The sequence below is a fragment of the Frigidibacter sp. MR17.14 genome (genome assembly GCF_037095735.1).
In the GTDB taxonomy this organism is placed as follows: domain Bacteria; phylum Pseudomonadota; class Alphaproteobacteria; order Rhodobacterales; family Rhodobacteraceae; genus Frigidibacter.
In genome coordinates this window covers 47,246-59,968 of sequence record NZ_JBAWKD010000006.1, presented here as the reverse complement: position 1 = coordinate 59,968, position 12,723 = coordinate 47,246, and the positions used below count along the sequence as shown (strand labels likewise).

Genomic DNA, 12,723 nt, shown 5'->3' with positions numbered 1-12,723 from the left:
CGGGGTCGGAACGACGATGGACGGAATTCCCGCGGTGGCGGTCACCGGGCGGACGCGCCTTTACGCGATCCTTGCGGATCCGGTGGTGCATGTGAAGACGCCGATGGTCATGCACCGGGTCTTTGCCCGGCACGGCATCGACGGCGTGCTGGTGCCGATGCAGGTCGCGCCCGAGGGGCTCGCGCAGGCGCTTGACGGGTTGCGCCGGCTTGAGAACTTCGGCGGCTTCATCGCCACCATGCCACACAAGGAGGCGATGCTGGCGCTGTGCGACCGGGTCAGCCCGGCGGCGCGGGCAGTGGGTGCGGTGAACTGCGTGCGGCGCGAGGCCGACGGCAGCATGACCGGCGCGATCCTCGACGGGATCGGCATGGTCGAGGGGCTGCGCCGCGCCGGCCACGATCCGGCGGGCCGGCGGATACTGCTGGCGGGGGCCGGAGGGGCGGCCTCGGCGATCGCCTTCGCGCTGGCCGAGGCCGGGGTGGCGGGGCTGACCATCGTCAACCGCACCCGCGCCAAGGCCGAGGCGCTGGTCGAGCGGGTGGCCGCGCTGCATCCGGCGCTGCCGGTGGCGGCAGGCGACGGGAACTGCGATCAGGCCGAGATGATCGTCAACGCCACCTCGCTGGGCATGCGTGCCGGGGATGCGCTGCCCGTCGATCCGGCAGGGCTGCACGCCGGGCAGGTGGTGGCCGAGGCGATCATGGACCCGGCGGAAACCCCGCTTCTGGCCCGCGCCCGCGCGGCGGGGGCCGCGGTGCATCCCGGCCTGCCGATGCTCGAGGCGCAGATCGAGCTGATGGCCCGCCACATGGGGGCGCTGGGGTGATGCACACGCTTGATGGCGACTGGGACTATGTCATCGTCGGCGGTGGCACCGCGGGCTGCATCCTTGCCAACCGCCTGTCCGAGGATCCGGCGGTGCGGGTCCTGCTGCTCGAGGCCGGGGGAGAGCCGCGCAGTCCCTGGATCGGGATCCCGGCGGGCTTCTACAAGCTGCTCACCAACCCGCGGTACAATTGGCACTTTGCGACCGAGCCCGAACCCGCGACCGGCAACCGGGTGATCGCGGTGCCGCGCGGCAAGGGGCTGGGCGGCTCGACCCTGATCAACGGCATGATCTATGTCATCGGCCAGCCGCAGGATTACGACCTCTGGGCGCAGCTGGGCGCGCGGGGCTGGTCCTGGGCCGACGTCGCGCCGGTGTTCCGCGGGATCGAGGCCTATCGCGGCCCCGACCCCGAGGGGCTGCGCGGGCGCGGAGGGCCGCTGCCGGTCGAGGTCGTGGCCGAGCATCCCCCGATCGCCGAGGCCTTCATCGCCGCCGCCGAAGCCGCGGGGCACAGGCGCAGCGCCGATTACAACGGCGCCGCGCAGGACGGCTTCGGCTACTATCAGGTCAATCAGGACCGCGGCCGCAGGGCCAGCGCCGCCGATGCCTGGCTGGCGCCGGCGCGGAGCCGGGCGAACCTGCGTGTCGCGACCGGGGTCTTCGTCACCCGCCTGCTGCTCGAGGGCCGCCGCGTGACCGGCGTTCTGGCCGAGCACGGCGGAGCGCCCCGCGCGATCACCGCCCGGCGCGAGGTGGTCCTTGCCGCCGGCGCGATCCAGAGCCCGCAGCTTCTGGAACTGTCGGGCATCGGCGCGCCCGCGGTCCTCGCCGCGGCGGGGATCGAGACCCGCCACGCACTGCCGGGGGTGGGCGAGAACTACCTCGACCATTTCTGCACCCGGATGAACTGGCGGGTGCGCCAGCCCGGGACGCTGAACGACCGCACCCGGGGCCTGCCGCTGCTGGCCGAGGTGCTGCGCTACGGCCTGTCGCGGCGCGGGGTGCTGACACTGGGCACCGGGCTTGCGCATGGGTTCGTGCGGACGCGGCCGGGGCTCGAGGGGCCGGATGTGCAGTATTTCTTCATGCATGCGAGCTACGCCAACGCCGCCGAGCGCAAGCTCGACCGGTTGCCGGGCATGACCATCGGCGTCACCCAGTTGCGTCCGCAGTCACGCGGCACGATCCACCTGCGCGGCCCAGATCCGCGGCAGGGCCCGGCGATCCGCCCGAACTTCCTGGCCGAGGACGAGGACCGCCGTGCGATGGTCGAGGGGATGCGCATGGCGCGCGAGATCGTGGGGCAGGCGCCGATGGACGCCTTCCGCGACCACGAGATGAGCCCCGGCCCGGCCTGCCAGAGCGCTGCCGACTGGCTGGCCTTCGCGCGGGCCAATGGCCAGACGATCTACCATGTCGCCGGGACCTGCCGGATGGGCACCGATGCGGGCGCGGTGGTCGACCCGGAACTGCGGCTGCACGGGCTCGAGGGGCTGCGCGTCGTCGATGCCTCGGTGATGCCGGCGATGGTGTCGGGCAACACGCAGGCCGCGGTGATGATGATCGCCGAGAAGGGCGCGGCACTGATCCGCGCCGCGGCGCGGGCGCATCCGGCCAGCGCAGCGCGCGCCGTCGCCTGAACGTGCTGCCCGGGCGTGCTCAGGCCGCGCCCGCTCGGGCGGCCCCGGCAAGGCGCGCCTCGATGCCTTCGGGAAGCCGGATCAGGTCGGGCAGGATCCAGTCGGCGCCGGTGAAATCCTCGCCCTCGGTGAAGAGCGAGGGGGTGATCGCGGTGGCGATCCCGGCGGCGCGGGCGGCGATCAGGCCGTTGCGGCTGTCCTCGAAGGCGAGGCAGTCCTCGGGCCGCAGCCTGAGCCGCGCCAGCGCGCGCAGGTAGATGTCGGGGGCGGGCTTCTTGCGCTCGACCTCGTCGCCGGCGGCGACCACGTCGAAGACCGCGCCCGAGGGCCGGCCCCAGACCGCAAGCGTCAGGGCATCGACATTGGGCAGGTTGGTGGTGGTGGCGACCGCAAGGCGCAGCCCGGCGTCGCGGGCGCGGGTGATCAGCGCGGCCACGCCGGGGCGCAGCGCCAGCCCGCCGCCGGCGACGATCTCGGCATAGCGGCGGGTCTTGCGGGCATGCAGCGCCGCGATGGTGGCGTCGTCGGGGCCGGTCGCGCCGGTCTCGTCACGGTGGCGGCGCATCCGCTCTTTCCCGCCGGTGGTTGTCAGCAGCCGGCGATACTGCGCGACCGACCAGCGCCAGTTCAGCCTCGCCTCGGCGAAGGTCTCGTTGAAGGCGCGGCGGTGGGCGTCCTCGGTTTCGGCCAGGGTGCCGTCCACGTCGAAGATCAGGGCTTTCAGCATCCGGCGGCCTCGGTCAGGGCCGCGGCGACCAGATCGGGCAGCGCGGCGTGGTGGGCGAAACGGGCGGTCGCGGCGATGGCCGAGGCCGGGCCGCGGCTGTAGCCGCCGGTGTAGAGCAGGAACGGCAGCCCGGCGGCCGCCGCGGTCTCGGCGTCCACCTCGCTGTCGCCGACGTAGAGCGCGGGTCCGGGCGGCAGGGCGTCGAGCACGGCCAGCAGCGGCGCAGGGTCCGGCTTCTGCAGGGCAAGGCTGTCGCCGCCGATGATCGCGTCGAAGGCGGGCAACAGCCCGACATGGCCCAGCACCGCGCGGGCGGCAGAGACCGGCTTGTTGGTGCAAAGTCCGATCGCATGCCCCGCCGCGCCCAGCCGCGCCAGTGCCGTGGCGACGCCCGGATAGGGCAGGGTGGCGCCCACCGCCGCGTCATAGCGCGCGCGGAAGGCGTCCAGCATCGGGGCCTGCAGCGTCTCTGGCAGGGCGCGGGCGGCGCGCATCCGCGCGACGAAGGTGGCGACGCCGTTGCCGATGAAGCTGCGCGTCTGCGCAAGCGAGATCGGGGCCACGCCCTGTTCGGCCAGAATCGCGTTGGCAACGCCCATGACATCGGGCGCGGAATTGATCAGCGTGCCGTCGAGGTCGAAGATGATGCGCGCCATCACAGCGGCCTGCGCCGCAGCGTTCCGGCCCCGAAGGGCGGCACGGTGACACGGATGCGCGGCGGCGCGGGGCGGGCGGGGCAGCGGGGCATGGGCACTCTCCTTTTCAGGCCGGGGCGAGGGCGCCGGCGGCGGCCTCGCGCAGGGCGCGGATGTTGCGGCCATAGGCGGCCGGCGCCTCTGCCGAGCCGCCGCGGAACACGGCCGAGCCCGCGACCAGCACGTCGGCGCCCGCCGCGGCAAGGCGGGCGGCATTGGCCGGATCGACGCCGCCGTCCACCTCGATCAGCACCGGGCGGTCGCCGATCATCGCGCGCAGCGCACGCAGCTTCGGCGTCATGTCCAGAAAACCCTGCCCGCCGAAGCCCGGGTTCACCGTCATCACACAGACCATGTCGGCCACGTCCAGCAGCGGTGCCGCCGCCTCGGCCGGGGTGCCGGGGTTCAGCGCGAGCCCGGCCTTCATCCCCGCCGCGCTGATCGCCTGCAGCGTGCGGTGGACATGCGGCCCGGCCTCGAGATGCGCGGTCAGCACGTCCGCGCCCGCCTCGGCATAGGCGGCGATCCAGGGATCGACCGGGGCGATCATCAGGTGGACATCCATCACGGTGGTGACATGGCGGCGGAAGGCCTTCACCGCCTGCGGGCCGAAGGTCAGGTTCGGCACGAAATGGCCATCCATCACGTCGACATGCACCCAGTCGGCGCCCTGATCCTCGATCGCGCGGATCTCGCGCCCGAAATCGGCGAAATCGGCGGAAAGGATCGAGGGCGCGATCCTGATCTGGCGGTCCATCATGCGCTCTCCCGTTGCGTGGTGCCGATCTTCAGCCCGCCGGTGAAGACGCGGCTGGCGGCGATGTCCTCAGCTGTGATCGTCGAGAGCGCGCGGGCATCGAGCGGGCCCTGCGCCGTCTCGAACAACCGGTTCGCTTGCCGCAGGCGCGCGCGGTCCAGCGCGTTGCGGATCGAGCGGGCATTGGCGAAATGCGGCTGGCCACGCCGGTGGCCGATGTAGTCGGCGAAGGTCGCGCGGCCCCCGTCGTCGAAGCCGTAGCCCTGATGTTCCAGCATCGTGTCGGCGATGCGGGCAAGCTCTGCATCGCTGTAGTCCGGGAAGTCGATGTGATGGGCGATGCGCGACCGGAAACCGGGATTGGCGGCGAAGAACCGGTCCATCCGGTCGGCATATCCGGCCATGATCACCACGAGGTCGTCGCGGTTGTTCTCCATCACCTGCAGCAGGATCTCGATCGCCTCCTGCCCGTAATCGCGCTCGTTGTCGGGCTTGTAGAGGTAGTAGGCCTCGTCGATGAAGAGTACGCCCCCCATGGCGCGCTTGAGCACCTCCTTGGTCTTGGGCGCGGTGTGGCCGATGTACTGGCCCACCAGGTCGTCGCGGGTGACGCTGACGAGGTGGCCCTTGCGCACATAGCCCAGCCGGTGCAGCAGCCCCGCCATCTTCAGCGCGACCGTGGTCTTGCCGGTGCCGGGATTGCCGGTGAAGGACATGTGCAGCGTCGGCGTCTCGAAGGCGAGCCCCATGTCGCGCCGCGCCCGGTCCACCAGCAAGAGCGCCGCCGTCTCGCGGATGCGCTGCTTGACCGGGGCGAGGCCGATCAGCTCGGCATCGAGTTCGCGCAGCACCTCGGCCACGCCCGAGCTTTCGTACTGGGCGGCCAGGTCGACGGTCGTGGGGCGGATCGGATCGGTGGGGGCGTTCATGGGACACCTCGGGGGTCAGGGAAAAGGGCCGCGCCCCGTCGGAAGAGGAGGCGTCGAGGAGGCGGGGCGCGGCAGGGGGCGTCACCGGGCGGCGGTCAGATCCGCGCGTCCCAGCCGTATTTCTGCGACCGGCTCTCGAAATCGGTGCGGGTCATGTGCAGCCTCGGCTCGGCGGCGGGGCGGTTGACGATGAAGGACATCATCACCGTTTCGAAGCCGCGGGTGCTGTCGAAGGCCATCATCCGGATGTAGCTGTCGGGATGCGCCTTGCGGCAGTCGTCGAGCTCGATCATCGCGCCCTTGGCGTCGCGCAGGTCGAACATCGGGTGGCCCCACATCTCCCAGTACGTGTTCCGGGGATGGGGATCGTCGGTGTATTCGACGCTGACCGCCCAGCCGCGGTCGAGCATGTATTGCACCTGCGCCGTGATCTGGGCGTCGTCGAGATCGGGCAGGAAGGAAAAGCAGCCCTGAGTGATGCGCATGGTGATCCTCCTCACATCGCGACTTCGGGGGTCGGCACGAAGTCCGACGTGTCGGTGGGCGTGTAGTTGAAGCTGATGTTGCCCCAGGTATCGAGCGCGGCCTCGAGCGGCTTGCACCACTTCGCGGCGGCCCGCAGGATCTCGGGGCCCTCGGTGGCGATGTCGCGCCCCTCGTTGCGGGCCAGCACCATGGCTTCCAGCGCCACGCGGTTCGCGGTCGCGCCGGCCTGGATGCCCATCGGATGGCCGATGGTGCCGCCGCCGAACTGCAGCACCACGTCGTCGCCGAAGAGGTCGATCAGCTGGTGCATCTGCCCGGCATGGATCCCACCCGAGGCCACCGGCATCACCTTCTTGATGTCGGCCCAGTCCTGCTCGAAGAAGATCCCCCGCTGAAGGTCGACCGGATTGTGCGTCTCGCGGCAGACGTTGTAATAGCCCTGCACGGTGGGCGGATCGCCCTCCAGCTTGCCGACGGCGGTGCCGCAGTGCAGGTGGTCGACACCGGCGAGCCGCAGCCACTTGGCGATGACGCGGAAGCTGATCCCGTGGTTCTTCTGGCGGGTGTAGGTGCCATGGCCCGCACGGTGCATGTGCAGGATCATGTCGTTCTGCCGCGCCCAGTTCGAGATCGACTGGGTCGCCGTGTAGCCGATGATCAGGTCGACCATGATGATGACCGAGCCCAGCTCCTTGGCGAATTCGGCGCGGGCGTACATCTCCTCCATCGTGCCGGCGGTGACGTTGAGGTAGTGGCCCTTCACCTCGCCGGTCTCGGCCGAGGCCTTGTTGACCGCCTCCATGCAGTAGAGGAACCGGTCGCGCCAATGCATGAAGGGTTGCGAGTTGATGTTCTCGTCGTCCTTCATGAAGTCGAGCCCGCCCTTCAGCCCCTCGTAGACGACGCGGCCGTAGTTCTTGCCCGAGAGCCCCAGCTTCGGCTTCGTCGTGGCGCCCAGCAGCGGCCGGCCGAACTTGTCGAGCCGCTCGCGCTCCACCACCAGCCCGGTGGGCGGCCCGCGGAAGGTCTTCACATAGGCCACCGGCAGGCGCATGTCCTCGAGCCGGGCGGCTTTCAGCGGCTTGAACGAGAAGACGTTGCCGATGATCGAGGCGGTGAGGTTCGCGATCGAGCCTTCTTCGAACAGGATCAGGTCGTAGGCGACATAACAGAAGTACTGCCCCGGCGTGCCGGGCACGGGTTCGACCTTGTAGGCCTTGGCGCGGTACTGGTCGCAGGCGGTCAGCCGGTCGGTCCAGACCACGGTCCAGGTCGCGGTCGAGCTTTCGCCCGCCACCGCCGCCGCCGCCTCGATCGGGTCGACGCCCTCCTGGGGCGTGATGCGGAACAGGGCAAGGACATCGGTGTCCTTGGGCTGGTAGTCGCCGTCCCAGTAGCCCATCTGCGCGTATTTCAGCACGCCCGCCTTGTAGCGTTCCTTGCCGCGGATCTGCTTGGGATTGCTCAGGTCGTTCATCGTCTCTCTCCTCCTCAGGGTCCTATGGCGTTCAGGCGGCCTTGGCCGTCGCGGTTTCCGGGGTCAGCGCCCCCGAGGCGTAGCGCCGGGCCATCTCGTCCATCGAGAGGCCGCGGATCCTGCCCGCCTGGCCCGCGGCGCCGAAGCGCTCGAACCGGTCGCGGCAGAGCGTTTCCAGCTCGGCCATGGCGGGGATCAGGAACTTGCGCGGATCGAATTCGCGCGGGTGCGCGCGGGCGACGCGGCGGAACTGGCCGGTCATCGCCATGCGGCAGTCGGTGTCGATGTTGACCTTGCGCACCCCCATGCGGATGCCGCGCTCGATCTCCTCGACCGGCACGCCCCAGGTCTGGGGCATCTCGCCGCCCTCGGCATTGATCAGGTCCTGCAGGTATTGCGGGACCGAGGACGAGCCATGCATCACCAGATGCGTGTCTGGCAGCTTCGCATGGATCGCCGCGATGGTCGCCATCGACAGGATCTCGCCATCCGGGGCGCGGGTGAACTTGTAGGCCCCGTGCGAGGTGCCGCAGGCGATGGCCAGCGCGTCGACGCCGGTCAGCCGCACGAACTCGGCCGCCTCGTCCGGGTCGGTCAGCAGCTGGGACTGATCTAACTTGCCCTCGGCGCCCGATCCGTCCTCGGCCGCGGCCTCGCCGCTCTCGAGGCTGCCGAGCACACCCAGTTCGCCCTCGACCGAGGCGCCGACGGCATGGGCGGCCCGCGTCACCCGCGCGGTGATCGCGACGTTGTAGTCCCAGCTCGCCGGCGTCTTCATGTCCGCCTCGAGCGAGCCGTCCATCATCACCGAGGTGAAGCCGTGCCGGATCGCCGACAGGCAGGTGGCGTCGTCGTTGCCATGGTCTTGGTGCAGCACGATCGGAATGCGCGGATGCATCTCGGCCAGCGCCTGCACCATGTGGCGCAGCATCACGTCGCCGGCATAGCTGCGCGCCCCGCGGCTGGCCTGCAGGATCACCGGCGCCTCGACGGCCTCGGCCGCGCGCAGGATCGCGATGCCCTGTTCCATGGAGTTGATGTTGAAGGCCGGCACGCCGTAGCCCTGTTCGGCGGCGTGATCCAGCATCTCCCTGAGCGTCACAAGCGCCATCCCGCGCCCCTCCCTGTTCTCATTGGCAGAAATATCCCGGGGGGCTGCCAGCGGTTCGCCGTCGGTCCGAGGACCGCTGGCGGCGGGCAGTGCCCCCGGCGTCGCCTCATCCGGCGCTCACCCCGCGGGCGCGAGCGTCCGTGCCCCGATCAGCGCCCCCATCGCCACGGCGGTATCGGCCATCCGGTTCGAGAAGCCCCATTCGTTGTCGTACCAGGCCAGCACCCGCACGAAGGTCCCCTCCATCACCCGGGTCTGGTCCAGCGCGAAGGTCGCGGACCGCGGATCATGGTTGAAATCGACCGAGACGTTGGGCCGCGCCGTCACGCCCAGCACACCTTTCAGCGGCCCCGCCGCGGCGGCAGAAATCGCCTCGTTGATCTCCTCGGCGCTGGTCGGGCGCCCCGCCTCGAAGGTCAGGTCGACGACCGAGACATTGGGCGTCGGCACCCGGATCGCCACCCCGTCGAGCCTCCCCTTCAGCCCGGGCAGCACCAGCCCCACCGCCTTCGCCGCCCCGGTCGAGGTCGGGATCATCGACAGCCCCGCGGCCCGCGCCCGGTAAAGGTCGCCATGCATCGTGTCGAGCGTCGGCTGGTCGCCGGTATAGCTGTGCACGGTCGTCATGAAGCCCTTCACGATCCCCACCGTCCGGTCCAGCACCATCGCCACCGGCGACAGGCAGTTGGTGGTGCAGGAGCCGTTCGAGACGACACGGTCCGCGGCGCTCAGCGTGGAATGGTTCACCCCGTAGACCACCGTCCGGTCGGCGCCGTTGGACGGGGCCGAGACCAGCACCCGCTTCGATCCGTTTTCCAGATGCCGCGCCGCCTTGTCGCGGTCGGTGAAGAACCCGGTGCATTCCAGCGCCACGTCGACATCGTCCCAGGGCAGCTCGGCCGGATCGCGGATCGCCGTGACCCGCATCGGGCCGCGGCCGACGTCGATCCAGTCGGGGCCGGTCATGACCTCGCCCGGGAAGCGGCCGTGGACAGAGTCGAAGCGGATCAGGTGGGCATTGGTCTCGACCGGGCCAAGGTCGTTCAGTGCCACCACCTCGATGTCGGTGCGCCCCGATTCCACGATGGCGCGCAGCACGTTGCGCCCGATGCGGCCGAAGCCGTTGATCGCGACCTTCACGGTCATGCGGTTCCCTCCTCTGCGATGGCGGCACGGGCGGCATCCGCCACGGCCTCGGGCGTGATGCCGAAGGTGCGATACAGGTCCGCGGCCGGGGCCGAGGCGCCGAAGCCGGTCATGCCGACGAAGCGGTCGCCGGGGCGCAGGAACGCGTCCCATCCCTGCCGGACCGCGGCCTCCACCCCCACCCGGGGCGCCGTGCCCAGCACGGCCCCCTGCACCTCGCGCGGGAGGAGGGCGAAGCGCTCGAAGGCGGGGGCAGAGACGACGGCCGCCGCAAGGCCGTCCCGGGCCAGCAGGTCGGCGGCGGCAAGGGCGAGCGCGACCTCCGAGCCTGTCGCGATCAGGGTGACGTCGCGCGGGGCGTCGGGTTCGCGCAGGACATAGGCGCCCTCGGCGACCCGGTTCGGCCCGGCCTCGGTGCGCAGCGTGGCAAGGGTCTGGCGCGACAGGCACAGGACCGTGGGCGTGCGGTCAGAGGCCAGCGCCAATTCCCAGGCCTCGGCGGTCTCGATGGCGTCGGCGGGGCGGATCACGGTCATGTTCGGCATCGCGCGCAGGCTGGCGATGGTTTCGACCGGCTGATGGGTCGGGCCGTCCTCGCCAAGTCCGATCGAATCATGGGTCATCACATAGGTGACCGGCAGCCCCATCAGCGCCGACAGCCGCATCGCCGGCCGGCAGTAGTCCGCGAAGGCGAGGAATGTCCCGCCATAGGCATGGAAGCCGCCATGCAGGGCGATGCCGTTCATCGCCGCCGCCATGCCGTGCTCGCGGATGCCGTAGTGGATGTAGTCGCCCGAGAAATCCTCGCGCGTCACCGCCCGCATCTTCGACGAGCGGGTGTTGTTCGATCCCGTCAGGTCGGCCGATCCGCCGGCGGCGTTGGGCAGCGTGGCGTTGATCACCTCGAGCGCCAGTTCCGAGGCCTTGCGCGTGGCGATCGCGGGCCGCTCGGCCAACAGCCGCGCCTTCCAGTCGGCCATGGCGGGGGCCAGCGCTTCGGCCCGGGGCCGGGCGAGGGCGGTCTGGAAGGCCTCGCGCCGCGGGTCGTCGGCAAGGCGCGCGGCCCAGCGAGCGCGGGCCTCGGCCCCGCGGGCGGCCACGGCGCGCCAGGGGGCGCGGGCGGCCTCGGGCACCTCGAAGGGCGGCGCGGTCCAGCCCAGCGCGGCGCGGGTCGCGGCGATCTCTGCTGCCCCGAGCGGCGCGCCATGGACCTTGTGCGATCCCGCCATCGTCGGCGCGCCCCGGCCGATCACCGTGCGACAGGCGATCAGCGAGGGGCGCGCATCGGCCCGGGCCGCCTCGATGGCGGCTGCCACCGCCTGAGGGTCATGCCCGTCGACCGATTGCACATGCCAGCCGGCGGCGGCGAAGCGCGCGGGCTGATCCATCGAGGTCGAGAGCGACGTCGCCCCGTCGATGGTGATCCGGTTGTCGTCCCACAGAAGCACCAGCCGCCCGAGCCCGAGGTGCCCCGCAAAGTCGATCGCCTCGTGGCTGACGCCCTCCATCAGGCAGCCGTCGCCGGCCAGAACGTAAGTCCAGTGATCGACCAGCCCCGATCCGAAGCGCGCTTCCATCATCCGCTCGGCCAGCGCCATGCCGACCGCCGTCGCCAGCCCCTGGCCCAGCGGGCCCGTCGTGGTCTCGATCCCCTTGGCATGGCCGTATTCGGGGTGGCCCGCGGTCTTCGCGCCCAGCTGGCGGAAGCGGCGGATCTGGTCGATCCCCATGTCGTCATAGCCCAGCAGATGGTTGACGGCGTAAAGCAGCATCGAGCCGTGGCCGGCCGACAGCACCACCCGGTCGCGGTCCGGCCAGCGGTCGTCGGCGGGATCGAGCGTGACGAAGCGGTTGAACAGCACCGCCGCCACGTCGGCCATGCCCATCGGCATGCCGGGATGACCCGATTGCGCGGCCTCGACCGCATCCATGGTCAGCACGCGGATCGCATCGGCCATCAGCGTTTCGGTCGCCTGAAGATCGGGGCGCAGGGGCTTATTCATGCTGGAAGATCCTTTCGGGCGCGGCAGAGGGGCGCCGCTCGGGCGCAGCGCGGCGGCTGTCCTGCACAAGGCGGATGACCATCGGCGTGAAGATCAGCTGCATCGCCAGATCCATCTTCCCCCCGGGGATCACGATGGAATTGGCGCGGCTCATCCAGCTGCCGGCAATCATCGAGGTCAGGTAGGGGAAGTCGATGCCGCGCGGATTGCGGAAGCGGATCACCACCAGGCTTTCGTCGGCGGTCGGGATCCAGCGGGCGATGAACGGGTTCGAGGTGTCGACCACCGGCACCCGCTGGAAATTCACGTCGGTCTGGGTGAACTGCGGGCAGATGCAATGCACATAGGCATGCATCCGGCGCAGGATCACGTCGGTGACCGCCTCGGTCGAATAGCCGCGATGGGCGCGGTCGCGGTGGATCTTCTGGATCCATTCCAGATTGATGACCGGCACCACCCCGATCTTCAGGTCGGCCTGCGCGGCGATGTTCAGCCCGCCGTCCGCCACCGCGCCATGCAACCCCTCGTAGAACAGCAGGTCCGAGCCCGCCGGCAGCGGCTCCCATCCGGTGAAGGTGCCGGGCGGGGTGCCCCAGCGCTCGGCCTCGGCCGCGTCATGGACATAGTGGCGCGTCTCGCCGCCGCCGGTTTCGCCATAGGTGCGGAACACCGCTTCCAGGCTTTCCAGCTCGTTGGCGTCATAGGAAAAGTGCGAGAAGGTCTCGTCCCCCGCCGCCTTGCGGGCGGCAAGCTCGGCCTTCATCGCCGCGCGGTCATAGCGGTGGAAGGCGTCGCCCTCGATCGAGGCGGCGACGATCCCCTCGCGCCGGAAGATCTGGTCGAAGGTGCTTTTCACCGTCGTGGTGCCGGCCCCGGAGGACCCGGTCACCGAGATGATCGGATGTCGTTTGGACATGGGC

General features: G+C 70.6%; 12 protein-coding genes. 2 read left to right on the top strand and 10 right to left on the bottom strand.

The genetic code is table 11. From position 1 onward, the window contains the following. Window positions 1-16 precede the first annotated feature (16 nt). Both V8J36_RS15620 and V8J36_RS15615 read left to right on the top strand, forming a co-directional pair. Window positions 17-829 carry a shikimate dehydrogenase family protein gene (locus tag V8J36_RS15620; protein WP_336468243.1) on the top strand — a complete coding sequence of 271 codons (813 nt, stop codon included), beginning with the start codon at window positions 17-19 and terminating at the stop codon, window positions 827-829. Continuing rightward, complete coding sequence (locus tag V8J36_RS15615; protein WP_336468242.1) at window positions 829-2,472, top strand: GMC family oxidoreductase; 1,644 nt, start codon at window positions 829-831, stop codon at window positions 2,470-2,472. Before V8J36_RS15620 ends, V8J36_RS15615 begins: the two co-directional genes overlap by 1 nt. Before the next feature lie 19 nt (window positions 2,473-2,491). Here the strand turns inward: V8J36_RS15615 and V8J36_RS15610 are convergent, their stop codons facing one another. From V8J36_RS15610 to V8J36_RS15565, 10 genes are all read right to left on the bottom strand, one after another. Beyond that, complete coding sequence (locus tag V8J36_RS15610; protein ID WP_336468241.1) at window positions 2,492-3,199, bottom strand: HAD-IA family hydrolase; 708 nt, start codon at window positions 3,197-3,199, stop codon at window positions 2,492-2,494. Then, window positions 3,193-3,855: a phosphoglycolate phosphatase gene (gene gph / locus V8J36_RS15605; protein ID WP_336468240.1), complete on the bottom strand. Its 663-nt coding sequence runs from the start codon at window positions 3,853-3,855 to the stop codon at window positions 3,193-3,195. Before gph ends, V8J36_RS15610 begins: the two co-directional genes overlap by 7 nt. Before the next feature lie 106 nt (window positions 3,856-3,961). Next, window positions 3,962-4,654 (bottom strand): ribulose-phosphate 3-epimerase, encoded by a 693-nt coding sequence (gene rpe, locus V8J36_RS15600; RefSeq protein ID WP_336468239.1) that lies wholly within the window; start codon window positions 4,652-4,654, stop codon window positions 3,962-3,964. Then, complete coding sequence (gene cbbX / locus V8J36_RS15595; RefSeq protein WP_336468238.1) at window positions 4,651-5,580, bottom strand: CbbX protein; 930 nt, start codon at window positions 5,578-5,580, stop codon at window positions 4,651-4,653. Before cbbX ends, rpe begins: the two co-directional genes overlap by 4 nt. Before the next feature lie 95 nt (window positions 5,581-5,675). Then, window positions 5,676-6,065 carry a ribulose bisphosphate carboxylase small subunit gene (locus V8J36_RS15590; protein WP_336468237.1) on the bottom strand — a complete coding sequence of 130 codons (390 nt, stop codon included), beginning with the start codon at window positions 6,063-6,065 and terminating at the stop codon, window positions 5,676-5,678. Window positions 6,066-6,076: 11 nt separating this feature from the next. Next, a complete protein-coding gene (locus V8J36_RS15585; protein WP_336468236.1) occupies window positions 6,077-7,543 on the bottom strand; it encodes a form I ribulose bisphosphate carboxylase large subunit in 1,467 nt (488 codons plus the stop codon). A gap of 31 nt (window positions 7,544-7,574) precedes the next feature. Beyond that, a complete protein-coding gene (gene fba / locus V8J36_RS15580) occupies window positions 7,575-8,654 on the bottom strand; it encodes a class II fructose-bisphosphate aldolase (RefSeq protein WP_336468235.1) in 1,080 nt (359 codons plus the stop codon). A gap of 117 nt (window positions 8,655-8,771) precedes the next feature. Next, window positions 8,772-9,800, bottom strand: coding sequence for a type I glyceraldehyde-3-phosphate dehydrogenase (gap, locus tag V8J36_RS15575; protein ID WP_336468234.1), 1,029 nt, complete (start codon window positions 9,798-9,800; stop codon window positions 8,772-8,774). After that, window positions 9,797-11,803, bottom strand: a complete 2,007-nt coding sequence (tkt, locus tag V8J36_RS15570; protein ID WP_336468233.1) for a transketolase — start codon at window positions 11,801-11,803, stop codon at window positions 9,797-9,799. Before tkt ends, gap begins: the two co-directional genes overlap by 4 nt. Then, window positions 11,796-12,719, bottom strand: a complete 924-nt coding sequence (locus V8J36_RS15565) for a phosphoribulokinase (RefSeq protein WP_336468232.1) — start codon at window positions 12,717-12,719, stop codon at window positions 11,796-11,798. The genes tkt and V8J36_RS15565 overlap by 8 nt, the downstream gene beginning before the upstream one ends. Between the last annotated feature and the right edge of the window lie 4 nt (window positions 12,720-12,723).